The sequence below is a fragment of the Streptomyces sp. NPDC014907 genome, from assembly GCF_055562975.1.
Map to the genome: position 1 here is coordinate 244597 of NZ_JBVHEG010000005.1, position 23711 is coordinate 268307.

16 protein-coding genes are annotated in these 23711 nt (G+C 76.8%); 4 read left to right on the forward strand and 12 right to left on the reverse strand.

Features of this window, described 5'->3' with window-relative positions:
- Positions 1–95 precede the first annotated feature (95 nt).
- Positions 96–1286, reverse strand: a complete 1191-nt coding sequence (locus tag ACZ3IL_RS16280; protein ID WP_467390830.1) for a zinc-dependent alcohol dehydrogenase — start codon at positions 1284–1286, stop codon at positions 96–98.
- A 171-nt stretch (positions 1287–1457) separates the two neighbouring features.
- Between ACZ3IL_RS16280 and ligD the strand changes: the two genes are divergently transcribed.
- Positions 1458–2378 (forward strand): non-homologous end-joining DNA ligase, encoded by a 921-nt coding sequence (gene ligD, locus ACZ3IL_RS16285; RefSeq protein WP_467390832.1) that lies wholly within the window; start codon positions 1458–1460, stop codon positions 2376–2378.
- Here the strand turns inward: ligD and ACZ3IL_RS16290 are convergent.
- From ACZ3IL_RS16290 to ACZ3IL_RS16300, 3 genes are all read right to left on the reverse strand, one after another.
- Positions 2326–2682: a DUF6213 family protein gene (locus tag ACZ3IL_RS16290; RefSeq protein ID WP_467390834.1), complete on the reverse strand. Its 357-nt coding sequence runs from the start codon at positions 2680–2682 to the stop codon at positions 2326–2328. The genes ligD and ACZ3IL_RS16290 overlap by 53 nt on opposite strands.
- 447 nt (positions 2683–3129) lie before the next feature.
- A complete protein-coding gene (locus ACZ3IL_RS16295) occupies positions 3130–3675 on the reverse strand; it encodes a cysteine hydrolase family protein (protein WP_467390836.1) in 546 nt (181 codons plus the stop codon).
- Positions 3676–3713: 38 nt separating this feature from the next.
- On the reverse strand, positions 3714–4700 hold the full coding sequence (locus tag ACZ3IL_RS16300; RefSeq protein WP_467390838.1) for an AraC-like ligand-binding domain-containing protein: 987 nt from the start codon (positions 4698–4700) through the stop codon (positions 3714–3716).
- Between the two features lie 241 nt (positions 4701–4941).
- Here ACZ3IL_RS16300 and ACZ3IL_RS16305 point away from each other — a divergent pair, with 241 nt between their 5' ends.
- Entirely contained in the window at positions 4942–6672 is a 1731-nt protein-coding gene (locus tag ACZ3IL_RS16305; protein WP_467390840.1) for a serine/threonine-protein kinase, read from the forward strand.
- Positions 6673–6982: 310 nt separating this feature from the next.
- Here the strand turns inward: ACZ3IL_RS16305 and ACZ3IL_RS16310 are convergent, their stop codons facing one another.
- Positions 6983–7561, reverse strand: a complete 579-nt coding sequence (locus ACZ3IL_RS16310) for an SRPBCC family protein (protein ID WP_467390842.1) — start codon at positions 7559–7561, stop codon at positions 6983–6985.
- A 359-nt stretch (positions 7562–7920) separates the two neighbouring features.
- On the opposite strand from ACZ3IL_RS16310, the gene ACZ3IL_RS16315 reads away from it, so the two are divergent.
- Positions 7921–8214, forward strand: a complete 294-nt coding sequence (locus ACZ3IL_RS16315) for a hypothetical protein (protein ID WP_467390844.1) — start codon at positions 7921–7923, stop codon at positions 8212–8214.
- A 75-nt stretch (positions 8215–8289) separates the two neighbouring features.
- On the opposite strand, the gene ACZ3IL_RS16320 is transcribed toward ACZ3IL_RS16315, so the two are convergent.
- Together ACZ3IL_RS16320 and ACZ3IL_RS16325 are read right to left on the reverse strand one after the other, a co-directional pair.
- Complete coding sequence (locus ACZ3IL_RS16320; protein WP_467390846.1) at positions 8290–8460, reverse strand: hypothetical protein; 171 nt, start codon at positions 8458–8460, stop codon at positions 8290–8292.
- 466 nt (positions 8461–8926) lie between these two features.
- On the reverse strand, positions 8927–9718 hold the full coding sequence (locus ACZ3IL_RS16325; RefSeq protein WP_467390848.1) for an MBL fold metallo-hydrolase: 792 nt from the start codon (positions 9716–9718) through the stop codon (positions 8927–8929).
- Between the two features lie 103 nt (positions 9719–9821).
- On the opposite strand from ACZ3IL_RS16325, the gene ACZ3IL_RS16330 reads away from it, so the two are divergent.
- Positions 9822–10430 (forward strand): ABATE domain-containing protein, encoded by a 609-nt coding sequence (locus ACZ3IL_RS16330; protein ID WP_467390850.1) that lies wholly within the window; start codon positions 9822–9824, stop codon positions 10428–10430.
- A gap of 177 nt (positions 10431–10607) precedes the next feature.
- On the opposite strand, the gene ACZ3IL_RS16335 is transcribed toward ACZ3IL_RS16330, so the two are convergent.
- The 5 genes from ACZ3IL_RS16335 to ACZ3IL_RS16355 all read right to left on the reverse strand — a co-directional run bounded on the left by ACZ3IL_RS16335 (position 10608) and on the right by ACZ3IL_RS16355 (position 23651).
- Positions 10608–12467: a hypothetical protein gene (locus tag ACZ3IL_RS16335; protein ID WP_467390852.1), complete on the reverse strand. Its 1860-nt coding sequence runs from the start codon at positions 12465–12467 to the stop codon at positions 10608–10610.
- A complete protein-coding gene (locus ACZ3IL_RS16340; protein WP_467390854.1) occupies positions 12464–16546 on the reverse strand; it encodes a vWA domain-containing protein in 4083 nt (1360 codons plus the stop codon). The genes ACZ3IL_RS16335 and ACZ3IL_RS16340 overlap by 4 nt, the downstream gene beginning before the upstream one ends.
- Complete coding sequence (locus tag ACZ3IL_RS16345) at positions 16543–17697, reverse strand: ATP-binding protein (protein WP_467390856.1); 1155 nt, start codon at positions 17695–17697, stop codon at positions 16543–16545. The genes ACZ3IL_RS16340 and ACZ3IL_RS16345 overlap by 4 nt, the downstream gene beginning before the upstream one ends.
- A 153-nt stretch (positions 17698–17850) precedes the next feature.
- Positions 17851–22797 carry a DNA-binding protein gene (locus ACZ3IL_RS16350; protein WP_467390858.1) on the reverse strand — a complete coding sequence of 1649 codons (4947 nt, stop codon included), beginning with the start codon at positions 22795–22797 and terminating at the stop codon, positions 17851–17853.
- Entirely contained in the window at positions 22794–23651 is an 858-nt protein-coding gene (locus ACZ3IL_RS16355; protein ID WP_467390860.1) for a DUF4132 domain-containing protein, read from the reverse strand. The genes ACZ3IL_RS16350 and ACZ3IL_RS16355 overlap by 4 nt, the downstream gene beginning before the upstream one ends.
- Between the last annotated feature and the right edge of the window lie 60 nt (positions 23652–23711).

The following is a 23711-nucleotide window of genomic DNA, read 5'->3' on the forward strand; positions in this document are numbered from 1 at the left end:
GCCGTCTCGGTGATCTTCATGAAGGACGACTTCCACGAAGTCATGACTTCACACCATTCGCCCGGCGGACGGGTGGGCCGTGCCGCACGGACCCGTCAGCGGCCGGGGGTCAGCACCGCCTTGACCATGCCGTCCTCCTTGGCCTGGAACGTCTTGTACGCCTGCGGCGCCTCCTCCAGGGGCAGGGTGTGGGTGGCGAAGTCGTCGACCCCCAGCGGGTCGGCGTCGTCGAGGAGCGGCAGGATGTCCTCCACCCACCGCCAGACGTTGGCCTGGCCCATGCGGAGCTGGATCTGCTTGTCGAAGAGGCTGAACATCGGGACGGGGTCGACGGCGCCGCCGTAGACGCCGGACAGGCTGATGGTGCCGCCCCGGCGGACCACGTCCACCGCGGTGTCGAAGGCGGCCATGCTGTCCATGCCGGCCCTGGTCATCAGCTTCTTGCCGAGGGCGTCGGGCAGGAAGCCCGGGATCTTCTGCGCGGCCTTGGTGAGCGGGGCGCCGTGCGCCTCCATGCCGACGGCGTCGATGACCGCGTCCGTGCCCCGGCCGTCCGTGAGGTCCCGCACCCGGTCGCCGAGGCCGTCGCCGAGCTCCTTGAGGTCGAGCGCCTCGACGCCGCGGCTCCGGGCGCGCCGGAGGCGGTCGGGGACGAGGTCCACGCCGATGACCTTGCTCGCGCCCCGGTGGAGCGCGATGCGGGCGGCCATGTCGCCGATGGGGCCGAGGCCGAGGACGGTGACGGTGCCGCCGGGCGGGACGTCGGCGTAGGCCACGGCCTGCCAGGCGGTCGGCAGCACGTCGGAGAGGTAGAGGTACCGCTGGTCGGGTGCGTCCCCGGCCACCTTGATGGGCAGGGTGTCGCCGAAGGGGACCCGCATGAACTCCGCCTGGCCGCCGGGGACCTGCCCGTAGAGCTTGGTGTACCCGAAGAGGGAGGCGCCGGTCCCGTACTCCCTGACCTGGGTGGTCTCGCACTGGGACTGGAGACCCTGGCCGCACGTCCAGCAGGTGCCGCAGGAGACGTTGAAGGGCACCACCACCCGGTCCCCGGGCTTGAGGTTCCTCACCTCGGGGCCCACCTCCTCCACGATGCCCATGGGCTCGTGGCCGAGGATGTCGCCGGGGTCCAGGAACGGACCGAACACCTCGTACAGGTGCAGGTCCGAGCCGCAGATGCCGCTGGAGGTGACGCGGACGATCACGTCCGTCGGGTCGGTGATCCGGGGATCGGGCACGGTGTCCACCCTGACGTCGCGGTGTCCGTGCCAGGTCAGTGCCCTCATGGTCAAACTCCTCACGTACGGCTGCCGGGGACAGGTCGCGGGTGCCCCGGACGGCGGGGTCGTATGCGCCGCCCGCCGCGATGTCCGGCGGGAACACCGGTAGCGGAGCGGCCGCCGGGGTAGCGGCTCCACGGGGGCCCATCCGTGACGGACGAGGAAAGGCGGGACCCGATGGCGGACACGCTGGAGGTGCGGGCGGGCAGGCGCACCGTCACGATCGGCCGGCCGGAGAAGGTGCTCTTCCCCGGGGACGGCCTCACCAAGGCCGACCTCGCGGAGTACTACCGCGCCGTGGCCCCGAGGATGCTGCCGCACCTGCGGGGCCGCCCGCTGACGATGGAACGGCATCCGAACGGGATCGGCGACCGGGGCTTCTTCCAGAAGGAGGTGCCGGAGCACTTCCCGGACTGGGTGCGGCGCGCCGAGATGCCGAAGGAGGGCGGGACCGTCACGTACGTCCTGGGCGAGGACGCGGCCACCCTGGTGCTCCTCGCCGGCCAGGGGTGCGTGACCCTGCACCGGTGGCTGTCCAGGACCGACCGGCCGCACCGTCCGGACCGGCTGGTCTTCGACCTCGACCCGTCCGGGGAGGGGTTCGGGCCGGTCCGGGAGGCCGCCCGGTGGCTCCGCGACCTGCTGGACGAGGTGGGGCTGCCGTCGCTGCTCATGACCACCGGTTCCCGGGGCCTGCACGTCCTGGTGCCGCTCGACCGGAGCGCCCCCTTCGACGACGTGCGCGCCTTCGCCTCCGACGTCGCCGGTGTGCTCGCCTCCCGCCACCCGGACCGGCTCACCACCGAGGTGCGCAAGAAGGCCCGGGAGGGACGTCTGTACCTCGACGTCCAGCGCAACGCGTACGGGCAGACGGCCGTGGCCCCGTACACGGTGCGGTCCCGGCCGGGCGCGCCCGTGGCCGCCCCGCTGGACTGGGACGACCTGGACGATCCTGATCTCGACGCGCGCCGCTGGCGCCTCACGGACGTGGACGCGCTCCTGGAGAGGGACGACCCGTGGAGCCCGGCTCCGCGTCCCCGCTCCCTCAGGGCGGCGGCGGATCGTCTCCGTCGTACGGGTCGCCGTAGCGGTCCCTGAGGGGGTCGTCGCCGGAGGGGCCTCCCCCGTCGAACGGACCTCCCCCGTCGAAGGGGCCCCCGTCGTCGAACGGGTCCTCGTCGCCGGGCGGCGCGAGCGCGATGCACTCCACGTCGATGCGGTCGGCGACCTCGGTCAGGGCGCCCGCCAGCACCGCCACCGTCTCCGGGGCGAGGTCGGGGTCGTCTTCGCCGGTCGACTCCAGCCATCCGGCCGCGAGGTGCCGGAGCAGTCCGGTCACCTCGTCGGCGGGGAGCACGAGGTGGCCGTCCGGCAGGAGCACCAGGGACATGGACGCGTTCATGAGGGTCCGACCTCCGTGTCGGCGACGCGTATCGGGGTGTGCCGTCCGGGGGCCGGCCGCCTCCGCCGGTCCCCGGGGGGACGGCGGCCGGGCGGGACGCGTGGACGGCTCACCGCCGGCTCACCCGGCCGGGGAGCGGGAGCGCCCGGAGGGGCCGGCGCGGGATCGTGTGCGACGTGCCGATGCCGGTGTTCATGCCGTACACCTTCTCCCTCGTGTCGGGGAGGACGGTCCGGTCCGGCGCCGGCCGTGCCCGGCTCCGTCCTGTCCTCGCCCGCTGCCGGGAAGGATCTCGTCCGCTTCTCCGTCCCCCTACCCGGCGCCGCGTGCCGTACGCGCGGTCGGCGCTCCCGCGTGGGTGCGGTGGCCCGCCGGTCCCGTCCCGCCCGGGGAGACGGCCCGGGGGACGGGGAACGGCGGGTGGCGGCCGGTGGACGGACTCCGTTCTCACTCCGGGGCGTCCAGGGCTTCGTCGGCGGAGCAGATGCGCGCCCCCATGTTGACCTCCATCATGCGCAGCGCGGCGTCGGCCAGGTCCTCGTGGATGTGGGCCACGGCGTCCCGGGGGATCGTGACCGCGAGGTGCCGGATGTGGGCGTCGAGGGCGGAGTAGAGCACGCACTGCTCCGTGACCTGCCCGCAGAGCACCAGGCGGTCCACGCCGAGCGTTCCCAGCAGGTAGGCGAGCGGCGTCTCGAAGAAGACCGAGTGGCGCGCCTTCACCACGAAGTAGGACGTCTCGTCCGGCCGTACCGGGTCGACCAGGTCGCCGCGCGGGCCGCCGAGCGCCGCCTCCAGGATCTCCCCGTGGTGGGAGCGCCACTGACCGAAGTTGTCGTTGACGTAGATCACCGGGAGGTCCTGCTTCCGGGCCCGCTCCAGGAGGCGTTCCACCGCCGGGAGCGCCCGCTCCACGGAGGGGACGAGGAGTTCTGCGTCCGGGTGGTCGTAGGTGTTCAGCATGTCGATGATCACGAGGGCGGTCTTCGTCATGCCCTCCACGTAACCAGATCCCCGGCCCCCACGCGTGTTCAGCCGGCCGCCGGGCCGCCGCCCCCGAGCGCGGCCGTCCGGTACTGGCGGGGGGACGTTCCGTAGGCCCGGCGGAAGGAGCGGGTGAAGTCGGCGGGCCGGGGGAATCCCCACCGCGCCGCGACCGCCTGGACGGTGACGTCCCGGAGGGCGGGATCGGCCAGGTCCCGGCGGCACCGCTCCAGACGCCGGCGCCTGATGTACGCGGCGACCGTCTCGCCCCTCTGCTGGAAGACGCGGTGCAGGTAGCGGACGGAGATGCCGTGGACCTTGGCGACGGCGGGCGGGGTGAGGTCCGGGCTCGCCAGGTGGCCGTCGATGAACGAGGTGATCCGGAGGAAGAGGACCTCCTGCCGGGACTCCCCCGGCACGGCGCGCTCCCGGTCGACGTGATGGGCCAGGAGGGCCACCACCAGGTCGAGGAGGCTGGTGCCGAGGCGGGTCAGGTCGGCGGCGGTGTACCGGTCCTGCTCCTCGACGAGACCGGTCACGAACCGGGCGTACAGGGCGCCGATCCCCTCCCTGCCGGGCAGGGGGGTGGCCAGGAGCCCGCCGAGGTGGCGGCCCTGGAGGGGGACCAGGCTCTTCGGGAACTGCAGCAGCACCGATTCCGCCGCGCCCCCGTCCCCCTCGGCACGGGCGTCGAAGGGGAGGGAGCTGTCGTAGAGCACCAGGTCCCCCGGCGCGAGGAGCGCGCTGCGCCGGTCCTGCTCGATTCCCTGGCGTCCCGAGGTGATCAGGGCGAGCTGGTACTGCTCCGGGTCGCTCTTGCGGATGAGGGCGGGGCTGCGCTGGGAGACGAGCCCCGAGTACGACATCACCGTCAGGTCCGCCGCCCCGAGCGGGGCCCCGCGCAGACGTCCGCCGAACCGTTCCGGGTCCGTGAAGCGGAACCGGGTCGGCACCAGGGCGAGGGCCGTGGTCTCCACCCAGGCGTCGATCCGTTCGTGGACGGGCAGCTCGAAGCTGTCGAAGATCGTTCGCATGCCGGCCCTCCCCCGGGCTCGTACGGTCCGTCCCCTCGGGTCCGGGGGTTCGTCGTGCACGGAGCGCCAACTGTAGTGCGCGGAACGCCAAGGACAAGCACGCCCATGATCGGGCAGGCTCGACCGGGGACGCGGAGCGCGGGGGCGCGCACTCCGGAACGGGCCCGGGCGGTGGGAAGCCCGGACCCGGCCCAGGGGCGCGGAACGCGCGCGCCGGTGAGAAGAAAGCGGAGAGTGACGCATGACGGGCAACGGGGGACGGCCGCAGGAGCCGACGAGTTACGGGCTCCGGCCGCCGCTTCCCGCGCCCCGGGCCGGTGATCCGGTCCGGCCGGCGTCCGCCGCGCCGCAGGGGCCGGGGGCTCCGGCGGCGCAAGCGGCTCCCGGGGCTCCGGGCGGACCCGCCGGGGCGTCCGGGCGCGGGCCGGCGGAGCACGGGGGTGCCGCCGGCCCGCGCCCGGACGCGAAGGGCGGCTCCCCGGCGGAGAGCGGCGCGGGCCGTCTCGTGGGCGGCCGCTACCGGCTCCTCGAACGGCTGGGCGCGGGGGGCATGGGCACCGTGTGGCGCGCCCGGGACGAGGCCGTCGACCGCGACGTGGCGGTCAAGGAGCCCCGGGTCCCGGAGCACTTCTCGGCCGCGGAACGCCGCACCGCCCACCAGCGCATGCAGCGGGAGGCGCGGGCCGCGGCCCGGATCGCCCACCCGTGCGTCGTCACCATCCACGACGTCGTCATGGAGGACGACCGGCCGTGGATCGTGATGGAGCTCCTGCGCGGGAGGTCGCTCGCCGAGATCCTCGACGAGGGCACCCTGGAGCCCCGGGAGGCGGCGCGGATCGGGCAGGCGGTCCTCGGCGCGCTCCACGCCGCCCACGAGGCCGGGGTCCTGCACCGGGACGTCAAGCCCGGCAACGTGATGGTCTGCCACCACCACCGGGTCGTCCTGACCGACTTCGGCATCGCCCAGGTGGAGGGCGAGCAGAAGCTCACCGAGACCGGGGCGTTCATCGGCTCCCCCGAGTACATCGCTCCCGAGCGGGTCCTGGGGCGCAGACCGGGCCCGGAGTCCGACCTGTGGTCGCTCGGGGTCATGCTCTACCAGGCGGTCGAGGGCGTGTCGCCGTTCCGCCGGCAAACCACTCCCTCGACCCTCCAGGCGATCCTGCTCGCGGAGCTTCCGCCGCCGCAGCGTTCGGGCGCGATGACGGGGCTGATCACCGGGCTGCTGCGCAAGGAGCCGGAGAACCGGCTCACCGCCCAGGCGGCGCAGCCCCTCCTGGGCGCCCTCGCCGCTCCCCCGGCGCGTCCCGTCTCCGAGAGGACGCCCACCGTGCCGGTGACCGGGACGGAGGACGGCGGCGTTCCCGTTCCTCCCCTGCTCCGGTTCGTCCGGAGCCGCCGGGGGATCGCGGCCGGCGCGGTCACCGGCCTGGCCCTGATCGCCGCCCTGGTGTTCCAGCTCACGGGCGACGGGGTGCCGGAGGGCTGGAAGCGCTACGACGAGTACCGGATGCGGTTGTCCGTCGCGGCCCCGGCCGACTGGAAGATCACCGTCTGGGAGGATCTCGACCCCACCAAGGAGGCCTACCGGAGCACCCGCTACACCGCTCCCAAGGGCGACTCCTGGATGGAGGTGGTCAGGAGGGAGAAGGCCACCGAGACCCCGATGGCCATCGCCGAACGCTGGAAGAAGGAGCACGAGTCGGCCGTTCCGCCCTCCGGCGGCACCGCCAGTGTCGGCACGGTGCAGCCGACCACCCACCAGGGCCGTGACGCGGCGTTCCTCACCGAGAGCTACAGCAAGGAGGGCGAAGGCACTCCGCGACGGGTGCACAAGGTCCTCATCGTGGTCACCTCCGGGCAGGAACGCGTCAGCCTGGAGGTGGACGTGCCCGCCGGCGACGGCGCGGAGAAGAAGCTCGGCGACCTCATGGACAAGGCGCGCGCGACCTTCCAGATCCGGGACCTGTGACGCCGGGCCCGTCGCGAGGGCCTGTCGTAGGGGGCCGGGTCCGTCGGGCGGGGGCCGGGCGCGTCACGGGGCCCGTCGTGGCGGGCCGGGCCCGTCGCGAGGGCCTGTCGTGGCGGGCCGGGCCCGTCGCGAGGGCCTGTCGTAGGGGGCCGGGTCCGTCGTGGTGGGGCCGGACCCGTCGCGAGGGCCGTCCCGCCGGGGTCGGGCCCGCCGGGGGTTCCGCGCGCGGAACGGACCGGCCGCCGGGGTGCGAACGCGGCGGGGCCGGTCACGGAACGTGTCCGTGACCGGCCCCGTGACCGGGTGGGGTTCAGCGTGCCCCGAGGTCTCCGGGAGCGGCCGGGGGAACCGGCGGGTTGCCGAGGCCGGGCGAGGGCGTGCCGGCCGTTCCCCGGACGTCCGCCGGGCCGGTCGCGGCCGGGCCCGCCGCGTCGGAGGGGCTGACACGGCCGCGCCAGCCGCCGGTCGCCTGTCCGCGCTCCTCGATGAATCCCTTGAACCGCTTGAGGTCGCCCTTGACCCGCAGGTCCAGGATGCCGAGGGCGTCACCGGTCTTCTCCACCACGCCCTCCGGCTCCACCTCCATCGCGAGCCGGACCCGGGTGTGTCCCTCGTCGAGCGACTGGAAGGTCACGACGCCCTTCTGGCGGACCTCCCCGCCCACGGTGCGCCAGGCGACGCGCTCGTCCGGCAGCTGGTCGACGATCTCGGTGTCGAACTCGCGCCGCACCCCCGCCACCTTGGTACGCCAGTGGCAGTGGCGGTCGTCGACCTGCCGGACCTCCTCCACGCCTTCCATGAAGCGGGGGAACTCCTCGAACTGCGTCCACTGGTCGTAGGCGTTCCGCACCGGAACGTCCACATCGATGGTCTGCTCGACCGTACTCACGGTTCGGCCTCCTTCGTCTCGTCGTGGCTCGTTTGTGGTCGTGGCCCGCGTACCCGCGCTTCCTCCTTCCAATCGGGCGGTGGCCGTACGGGCCCCGGACGGGAAAGGTGCAGGCAGGCGCGTTCCTTGCATAATGGGGGTGGCAGCCCCCCGTCGAGCTGCCTCGGGCCGGACACAGGGCGCCCGGCGAAGAGCGGCCCCGCGGGCCGGCTCGCGCGAGGAAGCGACGCCCACGGTGCCCTCCCGATTCCCGTGAACCTCTCACCGTGCGCCGCACCGGGGCCGCTCGCCGGCCCCTCCCCACCGAACACGGCCCTGCGCCGCGCCTACGGCGCCCACCAGGTCCGGGAGGCAGACCCATGCTCATGAGCCACACCTTCGAGGACGGCATCCTGCACCTGAGGCTCCTGCGCGAACTCGACGTCACCAGTCGGGCCGCGGCGGCCCTGGAGATCGAGGCGACCGTCTCCGCCTACCGTCCCGTCCGGGTGCTCCTCGAGTTCCCGTCGGCCTGTCCGTCCCCCGCCTCGTTCAGCGCGCTCGCGCGGGCCCGCAGGATGTGCGCGAGCCTCGGCATCCCCCTGGTGGCGAGCGGCCCGGCCGCCGTGCCGCTCCGGGCCCCCGGGAGCACGCCTCCCGCCGTGAGCGCCTGAGGGAGCGGCCGGACGCCGTGTGCCCGGGGGCCGTGAGCGTTCTCACGGCCCCCGGGCACACGGCGCCGGTCTTCCCTACGCGTCCCCGCGCCGGTCGTCCGGCGTCCCGTCCTCGTCGCCCTCTCCCGCTTCGCCGACGACCGCGTCGGCCGCCTCCTCGCGCGCCTCCTGGTCACCGCTCTCACCCGGCGCCTCGGAGGGAGGGGTGGTGTGCGGGTCCGTCTCGTCGTTCCGGTGATGGGTCATCTGGCACTCCCTGGTGTCGTTCGGGACGGCGGACACGGTGCGGGCGCGGGCCTCCGGGCCGGTGGGGAGGGGGGCGGCCCGGGGCGACGGCGCCCGGCTCCCGTGTCCATGGGTCTGCCGCTACCCCGCGCGGGGGACGTTATGTCGTACGGGCGGCCCGTGTCGCGCGTTTGCCGGACGGCCGTCCGGGGGGTGCGCGGCCCCGGGAGCGGCCCTGTCCTCCCGGAGCCGCCACGAAGGGACACGTGGCTCCCCGAGGCGGACCCGGGGGCCGCTCGTCGGGGGCCAGCTCGCCGGGGGGGCCGGCGGTCGGGCCGCGCGGGGCGGGACCGAACCGGGACCGGCTCGCGGGGGTCGTGGGGGCCCGCCGCCGCGACGGCTGGCCGGAGCCGCCGGCGTCCGGGCGCGCCGCCCGGCTGGTGGAGCCGGCGGTGCGGGGTCACGGTTCCCGAGCGGGGAGTTCTGCTCAGGCGCGCTGGATCCAGTCCGCGTCCAGGCGGTCGGCCAGGCCGGCGGCGGTGAAGGCGGCCTCCAGTTCGTCGCGGCCCTCGGTGAAGTGGGCCCAGCTGTCGTGGTGGACCGGGACGACGCGGCGGGCTTCGAGAATCCGGGTGGCCTCGGCGGCCTGGGCGCTGTCCAGGACGACCGGCCGGCCGTCGAAGAGCATGGGGAAGCGGGGCGCTCCGGCGAACAGGAGGGCGGTGTCGACCGGGGCGAAGCGCTCGGCGATCTCCCCGACCGCGTCGAGCGAGGCGTTGTCGCCGCTGACATAGACCGTCGGCAGGCCCTCGCCCGTCAGGACGAAGCCGACGACCTGACCGGTGAAGGGCTCGATCTCCTCACGCGCTCCGGGGCCGTGGATGGCCGGGACCCCCGTCACGGTGACGGTGCCGCCGCCCGGACGCTCCAGCTCGACCGTCTCCCAGTCGGCCAGGCCCTTGGCCTTCGCCCCGAGGCGCTCGCCGCCACCGGGTGTGGTGAGGGTGAGGGGGACGTCGGCGAGCAGGGCGCGGCCGGAGGTGTCGAGGTTGTCGGCGTGCTCGTCGTGGGAGAGCAGGACCACGTCGATGGAGCCGAGGTCGGCGGGGGTGGTGGTGGAGGAGGCGGTCTTGGTCAGGGTCGGGCCCCCGGGCGAGGCGTAGTCGCCGGGGCCGTCGAAGGTCGGGTCGGTCAGGAAGCGCAGGCCGCCGTACTCGAACAGGGCGGTCGGGCCGCCGAAGACGCGAACCGGGAACTGCTGGGTGCCGTGCTGGGACATGCCATCTCCTCGCCTTTTATTCATCACGGATAACTGAAGCGTTTTCCGTGATGTCCACCGTAAGCGGGGTTCACGGAAAAACGCAAGCGTTACCATGAGGGGCATGAACGAGACCATGGCCGCCGACGCCGCGAAGACCGCCCTGCCCCCGGCTCCGGGCGCCGACCGGTACCGCTCCCTGGACTTCGCCGACACCACCGCGACGCTCCCGGCCGGTCAGGACTACGACCTGCTCGCCGCGCCCGAGTCCTCCCTGCGCTGGCTCGTCGCCCACGACCTGACCACCCCGGACGTGCGGCTGTACGAGTTCTGCGCCCAGCGGATGCGCACCCTGCGCGGCCACGTGCGGGCGCTGTTCGCCGCGCGCGTGGACGGCACCACCCCGCCCGGGGAATCCCTGCGCGCCGTGAACGAGGCCCTGGCCGCCGTACCCAGCGCACCCCTGCTCGCCTGGGACGGCGCCCGGGGACCGCACCGCGTCCAGGCCCACCCCACCGACCAGGCCGTCAACCACGCGCTCGCGACCCTCGCCGCCGACGCCGCCGACCTGCTCACCGGCCCCGACGCCGCCCTCCTCGCCGCCTGCGGCTCCGCGCCCTGCGACCGGTTCCTCCTGCGCACCCACGGCCGGCGCCACTGGTGCTCCACCCGCTGCGGCGACCGCGCCCGGGCCGCCCGCGCCTACGCCCGTCGCGGCGGCACCGCGAACTGAACGCCCGGCGCACTCGGCGAGCACGGCGTCCCGGGGGACGAGGTCTCCGGCGAGGAGATCGGCACCCGCGTCCCCGCACGTCCCGGCTTCACCGACGACGCGCCGGACCCCCCGTCGCTCCGTGGCGGCTTCGGGAGAACGGGGCCGGAGCGGGAAGCCCGGACGGGCACGAACGGGTCAGGACCAGGAGGCCACCACCAACGACCGTTCCGCCGCCGCCAGATGGACCGCCGAGGCGAGCCACGCCCGCGCGTAGCCGTCGGCCGAGGGGTCGGTGAGGCGGCCGAAGACGTCGCGGGGGCGGCGGTCCGCCTCCGCCGTCAGGGCCTCCGCGAGCCCCGCAGCCCCGCCGAGTCCCGCCCGGCGCAGCGGGGCCAGGAGGGCCGTCGCGTCCGTCCCCCGGCCGGCCTCGGCCACGGCGCGCCGCCCGCCCGAGACCCCGGTCTCCAGGAGGCGCCGCACCCGCCACAGCGGCGCGTCCGCCAGCGGGTCCGGCACGGCGGGCGGCGGACCGGGCCGTCCGGCGGCCGTCCCGCGCGGGAAGTGGTCGCCCTGGAGGCGGTCGTAGCCCAGGTCGGCCCGGCCCAGCCACTCGTCCGGCAGCCGCAGCGTGGACGGCGCCCCCGGCACCGGGCCGACCGCCAGGGGCCGGAGGGTCGCCGCCCGGTCCGGGTCCGGACGGCCCAGGACCCGCAGCGCGAGCCCCGGGTGCTCCGCGATCCTGCGCAGGTTGGCGGCGTGCGGCAGCTCCGGGTGGGGGTGGGCGGGGCGCAGGCGCAGCAGCGGCCCGTCCCCCGCGACGCGGACCACCAGGTACTCCCCCGCCGCGCCGGCCACCTCCACGTCGCACCCCAGCAGCGGGGTTCCGGTCCCGTCGGCGTCCCGCGCGCCCCGGTCGAGCGCCTCGGCCGTCGCCTCGCCCACCGGGCGGGCGAACAGCGCCGCCGCCGGCCCCTCCGACCAGTCCGTCCCGCGCAGCGGGGTGGCGCTCACGCTCCGGCCCGCACCGAGCCGCCCGTCCGCGGAGACGGTGGCGCCGACGACCAGCAGTCCTCCGCGCGCCAGCCCCGCGTGGTCGAGGACCGCCCCGCCGAGCGCCACGGAGGCGGTTCCCGCCCCTCTGGCACGGGCCGGTCCTCCGGGGCGCACGTCGGACACCGTGTAGGGGGTGCCGTCCGGGTCCAGCAGATGGGTGGTCACGCCCCCGTAGCCGGTCGCGGACAGGACCGGTTCCCGGCACAGGCCGTACACCCGGAGGCTGCCGCCCGGTGCGTAGGCGCGGCGGACGGTACCGGTCGCGCCGGGGCCCGCCGTGCCCGAGGCGAGCGCGGCGGCCCCGGCCAGCAGTTCGCGGAAGGCGTCCACGAGGTCGCCGAGGCGCTGCCCCCGGCCCCGTTCCCGGGCGGCGCGCAGCCCCCGCACGACGCGCAGCGCGGCGGCCTCGGCCCGGGGGAGCCCGGCGAGGCGGGCGGTGTGGGCCGCGCGCAGCAGTTCCGCCTGGACCACCGCCCCGCCGGCCGTGACCCCCGCCGACAGGGCCCCGGCGGCGGCTTCCCACAGCGCGGTCGCGGCACGGATCTGCGCGGGGGTGGCCGGGGGCGCGGTGTCCCGGTCCCGTCCGGGGACGGCGGGAGCGGACGGGACGCCGTGCGCCGTCGCGGAGGACGGGGAGGAGCACGCGGCCGGTTCGGCTCCGGCGTCCGTCGCCCCGGCGGGTCCGGACGGCTCCGCCGGGGCCTCCGCGTCCGCGAGCGGCGCCGCGCCCAGGACCGCGGCCCGGTGGAGGCAGCGCGGGGCCAGCAGGCAGGTGCAGAGCGCCTGTCCGGCGTCCGTGACCGCCCCGGAGGGACCGGGGCTCAGGGTGACCACCGCGTCCTCCCCGAAGGACACGGACAGGGCCCCGTCGGCGGTCCGGACCGCGCGCCCGGCGCAGTCCGCGGTCGCGGCGTCGAGTTTCCTGCGCAGCCGGGCGCTGAGCTGTTCGACGGCTTCGGCGAGGACGTCGGGGGCGACGGGCGGCAGGGACTCGGGGCTCAACGGGGTTCTCCACGGAGGCGGTCGCCCACCCAGCGGGCGAGGGCGAGCGGGCTGAGGGCGGCCACCGGCATGCCGGCGGCGACGAGTTGGCGTGCCACCGGCACGGAGTAGCGGGGCGCCCCGGCGTCGTCGAGCGCCGCGCAGCCCAGCAGGTGCGCGCCGGAGGAGGCCAGTGCGCGCACCTCGCCCAGGAGGCCGGCGAGCGGAGCGCCCTCCTCGAAGTCGCTGACCACGACGACGAGGGTGCGGCTCGGCACGGTGATCAGGGAGCGGGCGTGCGCGAGGCCCGCCGCGATGTGGGTGCCGCCGCCGACCCTGACCTCCAGGAGCAGCGACAGGGGGTCGTCGACGCGGTCGGTCAGGTCCACCACCTGGGTGGAGAAGGCCAGGAAGTGCGTGGAGAGGGTCGGCACGCCGCCGAGCACGGCGGCGGTCAGCGCCGACCAGATCACCGAGGCCTCCATCGAACCGGAGACGTCGACCACCAGGACCAGCCGCCAGTCCGCCTCCCTGCTCGCCCGGGTGCTGAACACCGGCCGTTCCGGGACGACCACGATCCGGCCGTCGTCCGCGCGGCGGGTGCGGGCGAGGTTGGCGCGCAGGGTGCGGGCGAGGTCGAGGCGGCCACCGGGCCGGCGGGTGGGGCGCGGGGTGGCCAGTCCGGAGAGCGCGGGCCGCAGCCGGGTGGCCAGTTCCCGGGCCAGTTCGTCGACGAGCCGCTTCACCAGCGGGCGCAGCCGGGCGAGCCGCGCCTCGGGCATGCCGCCGGCCAGGGAGAGCACCGAACTCAGCAGTTCCACCGAGGGGCGCACCGCCGCCGGGTCCAGCTGGGTGAGCACGTCGGCGCGTCCCGCGTCGGCGGCCTCGGCCAGGACCTCCTCGCGCACGTCGGCCCCGAAGAGGGCCTCCAGCTCCCGTGACCACTCCCGGGCGGTGGGGAAGGGGTCCTCCTGTCCCCCGGCCCGGCCGGACCCGCCCTCCAGGTCGTCGGCGCCCTCGCCGCGCCCGGTGCCGTAGAGCTCGTCCAGGGCGCGGGCGTAGCGGCGGGCGCCGGGCGACAGCCGGTCCTTGTGTCGGCCGAGGAGGAGGCGCCAGCGGTCGGCCGGAGCGAGCCGCCGGTCCGGTGCGCCGGACGGGCGCCCGTCCGGCGCACCGGTGACGGGCTCGGCGTCCGGTACGGGACCGGAGGCGTCCGGTACGGGGCAGGGCTCGCCGGGGGCGTCCGGGCCGGGACGAGAGGCCCCGGAGACGTCCGGACCGGGACGAGAGGTCCCGGAGACGTCCGGACCGGGCAGCGCCGACGCCTCCAGCGCGGCCAGGCCGGCCGCGTCGGCCGCAGCCCACAGGGCGAGCAGTTCGGGCGGGGCGTCGAGGGAGAGGTCGGGCCGGTCCCCGAGCCGTTCGGTCACGGTGGTCAGGAAACGCTCCCGGGCGGCCGGGGACAGCGCGTCGAATCCGCCGCGCAGGGCCGGAAGCCGGTCGAGGAAGTCCTGGTCGGGCAGGGCGTCGATCCGGTCGAGGAGGGGGGCGAGCGCTTCCGGGGACGCCTGGAGCAGCGGGCCGGCGGCCGTGAGCAGTCCCGCGAGGCGCTTCGCCAGGGCCCGCCGCGCGCCGGGGGAGGTCGCGCCGTCGATCCAGCCCGACGCCCGCTCCCCGAGACCGGCGGCCGGGTCCAGGTCGAGCATCACCCGTACGGCCAGGGCCGCGCCCTGGATCAGCGGCGAGCCCCCGGAGGCGAGTCCGGTGAGGGCCCGGTCCATCCGGAGGCCCAGGTGCCGGGCGGCCGACCGGTCCGCGAGCGCCACGAGGGCGCCGGCGTCCTCGGGGGTGTCGCTCCCCGCGAGGCCGGGCAGCGACCGTACGGCGGCCTCCAGGAGTTCGTCCGTGAGGACGCCCGCCGTGGCGCGGGCCTCCCGCGTGGTGCCGGGGTGGTGGCCGCGCCGCAGTCCCTCCAGGAGGTCCAGCGCCCGGAGGAGTTCGGGGAGGCCGGCGGTGCCGGGCAGCACGGCGGAGGCCTCGGCCAGCCGCGCGTCGACCAGGTCGGGCAGGGCGCAGCGGGCGGCGGCGGTGAGACCGGTGAGGATCTGGGCCGGGGTGGGGCCGCCCTCGGCGGCTTCGCGGCGCGCGGTCCCGGCCAGGGTTCCGGCGGCGGCCTGGGCGGCGGTGACTCCCCGGGCCCCGGCGAGATCGAGCCGTGCGGGTACGGACGGGGTCCAGGCCAGGCGCCATGTGGTGCCGAGCGCCGTGCCGTCGCCGGCGGCCGCCACGTCGAGGGGTTCGCCGTAGGAGGCGCCGATGACGAGCAGGCGTTGCAGCAGGACCTCGCGGCGGCCGTCGAGGGCGGAGCGGAGCGGGTCGAGGCGCATCTCGCGCGGTTCGGGGTCCGCCGGGCACGGCAGCCGCAGCCGGGCGAGCTCCTCCTCCACCGAGGGCCCGAGGCCGGAGCGGGGCGCCCGCGGTCCGGTCCGGCCTCGGGCGGTGCCGACGAACACGGTCTCCAGGGCACGGGCCAGGGCCCGGCCCCGGCCGAGGGGTTCGCCCTGTCCGAGGACGGTGGTGACGGCCTCCAGGAGTTCCCCGCGTCCGGGCGCGGGGAGCCCGCGCAGCGTGGCCAGGTCGCAGGCCAGCCGCAGCGTCTCGGCGGCCTCGCCGGTGCCGGCGGTGTGGCCGGCGCGGCGCAGCTCCCGGCACAGGCCGGTCACCGAGGCGGCGGCGGCCTCCCGCACGCGCTCGGGGTCGCCGGCGGCGGTGAACACGGCCTGCTGCCACAGCGGGTCGCGGATTCCGGCGGGATAGCCGGACCGGGAGTCGAGCAGGTCGAAGGAGTACGGGACGAACGAGGTCACCGCTCCGGCCGTCGCCGTGGGGCCGGCCGTGGCTGCCGGAGCCGTGGGACCGGCCGTGGCCGCCGGGGCCTTGGGGCCGGCCGTGGCTGCCGGGGCCGTGGGGGCCCCCGGCGGTGCGGGAGCCGTCCGGGCGCGGTCCCGGCCGGTCCTGCCCGGTCCGGCGGCGCCCGTCCCGGCGGGACCCTCCGTGCCCGGGTGGTCGGCGCCGGTGTCCATGGCCGGGCCGTCCGTGGCCGGGCCGTCCGTGCCCGGGTGGTCCGCGCCGGCGCCCGTGGCCGGGCCGTCCGCGTCCATACCGGTATCCGGGGCCGGGCAGCCCATGTCCGGGCCGTCCGGGACGCGGCCCGTGCCGGTGTCCGTGTCCGCCGGAGCGAGCAGGGCGGGCGCGTGGAAGGCGCCGATCACGGCGGCGACCCGGCGGCCTCCGGCCGCCGCCCCGGCGATCACCCGGCGCATCCAGGCCTCGCGGGCGAGGTCGGCGGCGGGCACCGGGGCGTCGGCGCGCAGGGCCCAGCCCACGCCGAGCGCCGCGCGGCGCACCGCTTCGGGGGAGCACCCGGGCGCCGGCGCCTCCACGACCCGGTCCCACATGTCCTCGCCGTCCCGTCCGGTGCCGGCGGCGGCGAGCGCCCCGGCGAAGGAGCGGGGCCCCTTCGCGTCCGGCCCGGCGGGACGGGTGCTCCCGCCGGCCCCGCCCCTCGCGCCGGCGGCGGACGCGGGGCCGCTCCCCCCGCCCGTGCCGTCCCCCGGGCCGGCCGCCGCGGGCCCGTGACCGGTCCCCGCGGGCCGTTCCGCGCCGGGGCCGGGGCCCGCCGGGTCGTCGGTGCCCGGGAGGCCGTCCGCTCCCCCGCCGTCGCCGTCCGGTCCGGACGGCGACCGGCCGGGGTCGGTCAGGGGGAGGTCGCAGCAGACGACCTCCGCCCCGCGGGCCCGTGCCCACCGCAGCGCCGCGAGTTCCGGCGAGAAGTCCGCGAAGGGGTAGAACGACAGCCGCCCGTGTCCGTCCGCCCCGGCCAGCGCCACGGGGGCGACGGTCTCCGGGTCCGTCAGGTGCTCCAGCCACGGCTGGAAGTCGGCCGGGAGCTCCACGCAGACCACCTCGGCCCCCGCCCCGTCGAGGAGCGCGGGCACCACGGCCGCCAGGGCCGGGCTGTGATGGCGTACCCCCAGCAGGTACGGGGTGCGCGACGCGGCCAGCGCGTCCACGGCCGCCCGGGGATCGGGGATCGTCACCGCAGGCTCCCGCGCAGGTCCCAGAGGCGGCGCCACATGGCCGAGCCGTTCTCGGCCCGCCGCCGGACCGGGCCGTCCCAGTAGCCGAGGAGCCGCGCGTGGTCGGCCGGGTCGTCCTTGCGGACGACGCCGAGGAGGTGGCCCGGCAGGAGGTCGAGGACGTCCCCGCCCGGGAGGTACGCGTCCGCGACCCCCAGGGACGCCGCGACCTGCACGGCCTCGGCGGTGGACATGACCGTGCCGGGCCGTTCCACGTCCCAGCCCTCGGTGGAGCGGCCGGTCCGCAGGTCCCGGAAGACGGTGACGAGGGCGTCCAGGACCGCGTCGTCGACGCCGAAGGCGGCGCCCGCGCGCCGGACCGCCGCGACGGCCTGCCGGCGGATCAGGGCGGCCTCGGCGCCGGCGTCCGCGATCGGCTCCACGGTCTCGAAGTTGAACCGCCGCTTGAGGGCGGCGGACATCTCGGAGACGCCCCGGTCGCGCAGGTTGGCGGTGGCGATGACGGTGAAGCCGGGTGCGGCGGCGACCACCGCGTCCTCGGTGGAGGTCAGTTCGGGGACGGTGATCCGGCGGTCGGAGAGGAGGGAGACCAGGGCGTCCTGCACTTCGGGCAGGCAGCGGGTGATCTCCTCGACCCGCGCCACCCGGCCGGTGCGCATCGCGGCGAGCACCGGGGAGTCGACGAGGGCCTCCGGGGTGGGGCCCTGGGCGAGCAGCAGGGCGTAGTTCCAGCCGTAGCGGAAGGCGTCCTCGGTGGTGCCGGCGGTGCCCTGCACCGTGAGGGAGCTGGTGCCGCAGACGGCGGCGGCGAGCAGTTCCGAGAGCATCGACTTGGCGGTGCCGGGCTCGCCGGTGAGCAGCAGGCCGCGCTCTCCGGCGAGGGTGACCACGCAGCGTTCCACCAGGGCGCGCTCACCGACGAACTTGGGGGCGATCTCCCGTTTCGACGGCAGGCCGGCGCGGCGCTCGGGCAGGGCCAGTTCCACGCCGTCGCTGCCGCAGACGAAGGTGACGACCGCGCGGGGGGTCAGCGCCCAGCCGGGCGGACGCGGGCCGGGGTCCTGGGCGGCGAGGAAGGCGAGTTCGGCGGCGTGGCGCTCCTCGGCCGGCTGGACCTGCCGGACGGGGGCGGGCTGTTCGGTGACGGTCATGCGGGGTTCCTCCGGGGTGGGTACGGGGACCGGCGCGGCGCATCCGGTGGGGTGCGCCGCGCCGTCGTCGCGGGCGGCGGGCGTGCTTTCCCGCCGCGCCGCCCCTGCGGGCGGCACGGGCCTGTCGTTGTCGCCGGCGCTGCCGGCGGCCGGTCAGCGGCGGCGCCTGGTGCGCCGGACCTTCAGTTCCTCGAAGCGGGGGACGTCGCCGTCGAGGACCCGCCGCCAGGCCCGGGCGAACAGTTCGGCGGCCGGTTCGAGCGGCACCAGGACGCCCAGGGCCGGCCTGTCGTCCGCGACCGGCCCGTACATCGGCAGCTTCCACCGCTCGACCGGCGGCACCGGCGCCGGCTGCTCGGACCAGGCGCCGGGCAGGAACAGCGACCGTCCCGCCCTGGCCCGTACCGCCGGTACCACCAGGTCGGTGGCGGCCAGTTCGGCGCGGGCCGCCTTGAGGCGGGCCGGCTTCCAGCCCGTCCACCGGGCGGTGTTGCGGTCGGTGGGGTCGGGCATGGCGAGCAGCATCAGGTACAGCGCCGCCGCGTCGGCTCCCAGGCCGTGGGCCGTGGCGGCCTCCGCCACCAGGCCGGGCACCGAGCGGGACGGGTCCTGCGGCCACCAGGTGCCCTCCGGGTCCGTCCCGCCGGCCGCGGGCGCGCCCGGGTCGGCGAGGAGCCGTGCGAACGCCGGGTCGTGCGCGTGCCGCAGCGCCGTCTCGATCCCGGTCGGTTCCTGGGCGGGGCCGCGCAGCGCCGCCAGGTACGGGTCGGAGCCGGTGGAGTCCAGCAGGGCGGTCCGCAGGGCCGGCCGGGGCCGGTCGTCGTGCGTGGCCATGAGGACCGCGCCGTACCGCTCGTGGTCGGGTGCCGTCTCGGTCGGGGCGCCCGCCGCCTTCCGGAAGTCCGTGAGGCTGGTGTAGTACCCGGCGGACAGGAGGAGGCCGGGCGAGGCCAGGCGCTGCCGTACGGCGGTGAGCGCGCCGGGCAGCGCCGCCCGCACGGGGTCGCCCGCGGGCAGCCGGTGGGCCAGCCAGGCCGTCAGGCGCACCGCCCCGGTCAGGACCTCGTCGGTGAACGGGTGGTCGGCCGGCTCCACGGGCACGGGCCGGTCTCCGGAGATGTGCCAGGCCACGTCGGCACCGAGTTCGGGCGACGACGCGGGGTCGAGGAGTGTCGGGAGGGCCCGGTGGACGGGCCAGCCGCCGCGGACCGCGCGGACGGCCTCCCCGAGCAGCTGGTCGGGGACCCGGGCGCGCCGTCCGACGCGCGCGTTCCAGACGGCCGCCGCCGACGCCGTGTCGGGGCCCTCGCTCCACAGGCGCGCGGGGTCGCCCGGCAGGAGCGCCGCCACCACGGCGCGCCGGATCTCCAGGGGGAGCGCGCGCAGCTCGTCGCGGGCGTGACCGGCCTCGGCCGCCTTCAGGCCGAGGGTGGCGCGCAGCTCCGCCGGCAGGAAGTTGCTCTGCCAGTCGTCCACGTTCGGCATGCCGGCGAGGACGAGCCGGGCCAGCGCTCCGGAGACGCCGGTGAGCCGGCTGAACTCCTCGGCCGCTTCCGGGAAGAAGGGGGCTTCGGCCCGCGCCTCCGCCTCCCGCAGGAAGGCGGTGAGCCAGTCGGGGCCGCGCCCGCGGTCGCCCACCGGTGCCGTGTCGCGCAGGGTGTACGGGCCGGGGGCGTCGAACCGGCCGTCGGGATCGTGGAACAGCGCCTCGAACTCCCGCCCGTCGGGAACGTCGTTGTCGTTCCCGGTGGTTCCCAGGACCGCTCCGCCGCCCAGCGGAAGGACGGCGGCGTGCGAGACGGGACGCTCCTGGCCGTCGGGGGCGTGCAGATGGGGGGTGGCCAGGTGGAGCGTCACCCGGCGCCAGTGGCGGGCCGATCCCGCCGCCGAGGCCAGCCCCAGGGAGTCCATCCGGCCGAGCAGGCCGAGCAGCGCGGCCCGGTGCGCGGCGCCGGTGCCGGGCGCGACGGCCCGGTAGGCGATCAGGGCCGGATGGTCCAGGAGGGAGACGAAGGACAGCCGGGAGTACGGCAGGGAGGGCAGGTCGTAGTGGAGCCTGCCGGGCGGGACCGTGGCGGAGGTGTCGGCCCGCGCCGCCTCCAGTCCGTCCAGGAACCGGTGGGTCACGTCCGTGTCGGCGCTCCGGCCGTAGTAGCCGGAGGCGGTGAGTCCGCCGAGTGCCTCGCCGAGGACCTCGTCGGAGGGGCCTTCGACGCGGGCCTCCACGGGCCCGGCCGCCGGGTCGAGGCGCGCGGCCACGGCGTCCAGCGCCTTCTGCTGCGCCACGGCGAAGCGCACCGTCTTCGCCACGCCCGCGACCAGTTCGGGCGCGGTGATCGCCGGGAACGCGGCGGTCACCAGTGCCGGGACGTCCGCCGCGCGCTCCGCGAGGACGGCCGCCTTCAGCAGGGCGCCGGCCGTCTCCGCGTCGGCGGCGCGCAGCACGGCCGAGCCCCGGGGGTCGCGCGGGCGCAGGGCGTACAGGTGGGACACCGGGGGCAGGGGCGCGGCGGCGGTGCGGTACATGTCGTTCCGGTCGCCGGTGGACGTCGTGGTGATCACGCCGTCCGGGTCGGTGAGCGACAGCGTCCGCCACTGGCGGGTCAGCGTCCTGGGCCGGTCGTCGCCGGGGAAGGTCAGGAGGGCGACGGGCATCTCGGAGCCCTCGGGGAGGGAGACGCCGCGGCCCGCGGTGTCGTCGGCGCGCCAGCCGTCGCCGGGGACGCGCAGGACGCGCCAGCCCAGCAGGCCGTCGCGGGGCGTGCCCAGGGCCGAGCCGTCCACCGCGGGGGCGGGCCGCAGCCACGAGGAGGAGGCGGCCAGTTCGGCGCCGGGGCCGTGGGAGCGGGTCGCGTCGGCGAGGAAACCCGGCTGGGAGCGCCGGCCCCGGGTGCCCTCGGCGGGGTCGTACTCGGTCCAGCCGCTGTCGTCGCGTCCCCCGCCGTTCTCCCAGACCCAGTACGAGGTGCCGTCGGAGAGCACCGGCGTTTCCGGGGGCAGCTTCGTGTCGCCGGCGTGCAGGACTCCGCCGCCGGTGGTGCGTCCGCCGCCGGGGAGCGGCAGGCTGAGGTGTCCGGAGCGGACGGACCAGTAGGTGACGTCGCCGTCCAGGGTGAACACGTGGTCGGGCGCGGTGTGCCAGTAGCCCTGGACCGGGCTGTCGCCGTAGCCGGTCCAGAAGACCAGCAGGGCTCCGTCGGTGTAGTGGAAGCCGTACCGGCGGGAGGAGTGCCCGGCGGGCACGCGCAGGTCGTGCGTGAGGACGGTGGAGTCCGCGTCGACGACCCTCACCCGGTGGGCGTTGGCGACGATCAGGTGGGGCCAGGCCTCGACGACGGTGAGGTCGTCGGGGTCGCCGCGTCCGGGTGCCAGGTCCGCGACCGCCTCCTCCCACGCGGGCCAGTGGAGTTCCTCCCACAGGCCGCCCCGCAGGGTGCGGGCCAGGACCGCGCCGAGGTCGGCGGAGGCCGCGGCGGCGACCTCCTCCGGCGCGAGCGCGAGGGCTTCGGCGGGCAGCCACGACAGGCGTGCCGTCGCCGCGGGCAGTCCGGGCAGTCCGGCCGCCACCGAATCGCGGGCGACGTCGCGCATCCATTCGGCGAGCATCGTACGGCCGCCGGCGGTGGCGGCGAGCCGGCGCATCACGTCGGTTCCGACGGCCCCGCCGCAGCCGTTCGCGGCGCGCCGGAAGGCGGGGCGGAAGCGCGGGTCGGCGGCGATCGCGGCCAGGTCGCGGCGCTCGTCGCCCCGCGCCCAGTCCGACAGGTTGAGGGAGGCGCCGCTCCTCCGGGAGGTCTCCGGCTCCGGGTCGGCGACCGGGATCTCCAGGGAGAGCAGCAGGTCGAGGAGGTCGGGGTCCTCGACGCCGATCCGCAGGGAGCCTCGGTCGCCGGGGCGGGCCGCCAGGTCGGCGCGCAGCCGTCCGGCCGCCCGGTTCACCAGGGCGAGGAGGGCCGGCAGGGCGGGGCGGCTGCCCCAGCCCCGGTGCCGGGCGGTGTGGAAGCGCTCCAGCCAGCCGGCCGCGCCGTCGGCGCAGCGTTCCTCCGGCGGCGCGTCCGCGTCGGTCAGTCCGGCGTCCGCCCCGGACTCGACGAGGAGGTCCAGCCACAGTTCGCCGAGCCCGCCGCCGTCGGACGACGGCATCATCTCCAGGAGCGTGCCGCGTACGGCCGGGACGCGGCGCGCCAGGGCGGTCAGCGCGGCCCGGTGCGTCTTCCACCATCCTTCGGCCGCCCGCAGGGTGGCCGGCAGCGGCAGGAGGTCGGTGAGGTAGTCCTGCTCGGCCTCGGCGGCGGACAGGCCGGCGGCGCGGGCCAGGCGCCGCAGCTCCACGGTGGCCTGCGCGGAGGGGGCGAGTCCGCCCGCGGTCCTGCGCACGCACAGCCGCCGGAAGCGCTCGTACGCCTCCGCGGGCGCGACGCGGGCGGCGAGGTCCTTGCCGTGGGCGGCCAGGACCTTCACCGGGAGCGCGCCGGCCAGGGCGAATTCGAGGAGGACGGCGTCGAGCCGGTCCTCGTCGACGGCGAGGCCGTGCTGGGCCTCGCTGGTGCGGGCGCGGGCGAACAGCTGCCCCGCGTAGGTGGTGTTGTCGACGCCGAGGAAGATCCGGGCCGCCTGCTCGTAGAAGACGGGCAGGAAGTGCGGGACGGCGGAGGCGAGCCGGCCGGCGAGTTCGTGGCAGGCGTCGAGGGCGGCCTTGGGCTTGGTCCTGGCCTGCCGGGCGAGGCGGTCGAGTTCCGGCACGACCGCGAGGGCGTGGTGGCCGTCCTCGGGATGGTGCACCAGGACCCATTCGGGGAAGCCCAGTTCCCGGCGGTGGCCGAGGCCCACGACGGCCGGTTCCCCGTGGGGTTCGAGGCCGAGGAAGCCGGCGGCGAGGTCCTCGGCGGGACCGAGGTCGGCCGCGGCCAGCCGGACGACGACCCGGTCGTCCCCGAGGGCCGGGTGGCGGTAGGTCCGGGCGGTCAGTTCGACCGCCGAGGCCCCCGCTCCCCCGGTGCCGGCCGGGAGCACCGCTCCGGCCCTGAGCAGCTCCGCGGCGTCGCGGGCGCCGCCCGCGGTGCCGGAGGAGTTCCTGTCGGAAGCGGTCGTGCCGGTCACGCGTCCCCACCCTTCTCGATCGTGCGGCCGGCGTACAGCGCCGCGGCCATGCGCATCCCCTCGGACCAGGCCACCGGTCCGACCTCGGCGAGCCGTACGGCGCGGCCCTCCTCGTCGTGCCAGCCGAGCCCGCCGGTCTCCGTCTCGCCGTCCCAGTAGGGCTCCCCGATCCACACCGACGCCTCCGTGGCGCGGCCGCCGTCGCGGACCCCGCAGGTGGCGTAGCCGCCGGACACCCGGTAGCCGAGGGAGGTCGCGCGGGCCGCGAGGCCGAAGCGCGAGGCGAACCGGCCGCCCGCGTAGTCCCGCACCTCCGTCGCCGTCTCCGGGTGGGCCCCGGCCGGCCGGGTCCAGGTGGCCCGGTGGATCTGCTCCACCCGCTGGGTGATGCCGAGTTCGGCCGCGAAGTCCCGCACGTCGTCGAGGTCGGGGAGGAGCACGGGGTGCGGGAGGGTCACGGTGCGCGGGGAGAGGCGGACGGTCTCGCCGTCGAGGTCCACCACCTTCAGCTTGCCGTCCGCGGTGGCGTCCCGCAGGAAGCCGACCTCGTCCGGGTCGTCGCCCACCACCGCCATGTCGCGGAGGGCGGACCGCCAGGCCTCGTCCGGCCACACCCGGGCTATCAGCCCGGCGGGCACGGGGAGCGAGGACACCATCCAGGTGTCCACCTGGGCCACGCACGCGGCCGCGTGCCGGTCCAGCCACTCGGCGAGCCGCCTCAGCCGGTCGACCCCGGGATGGTCGCGCAATGCCTTCGGCAGGGTCTTCAACTGCCGTCCCCCGGCGCGTCGTGCCACCACGCGCCCGTCCTCGAGGGTGATCTCGTACCCCTCGTCCGCTGCAAGCCACGCCATCGGCCGTGCCCCTCCGCCTGTCCGTCGGAAAACGCGCAGCCCGGACCATGGGGCGACGCC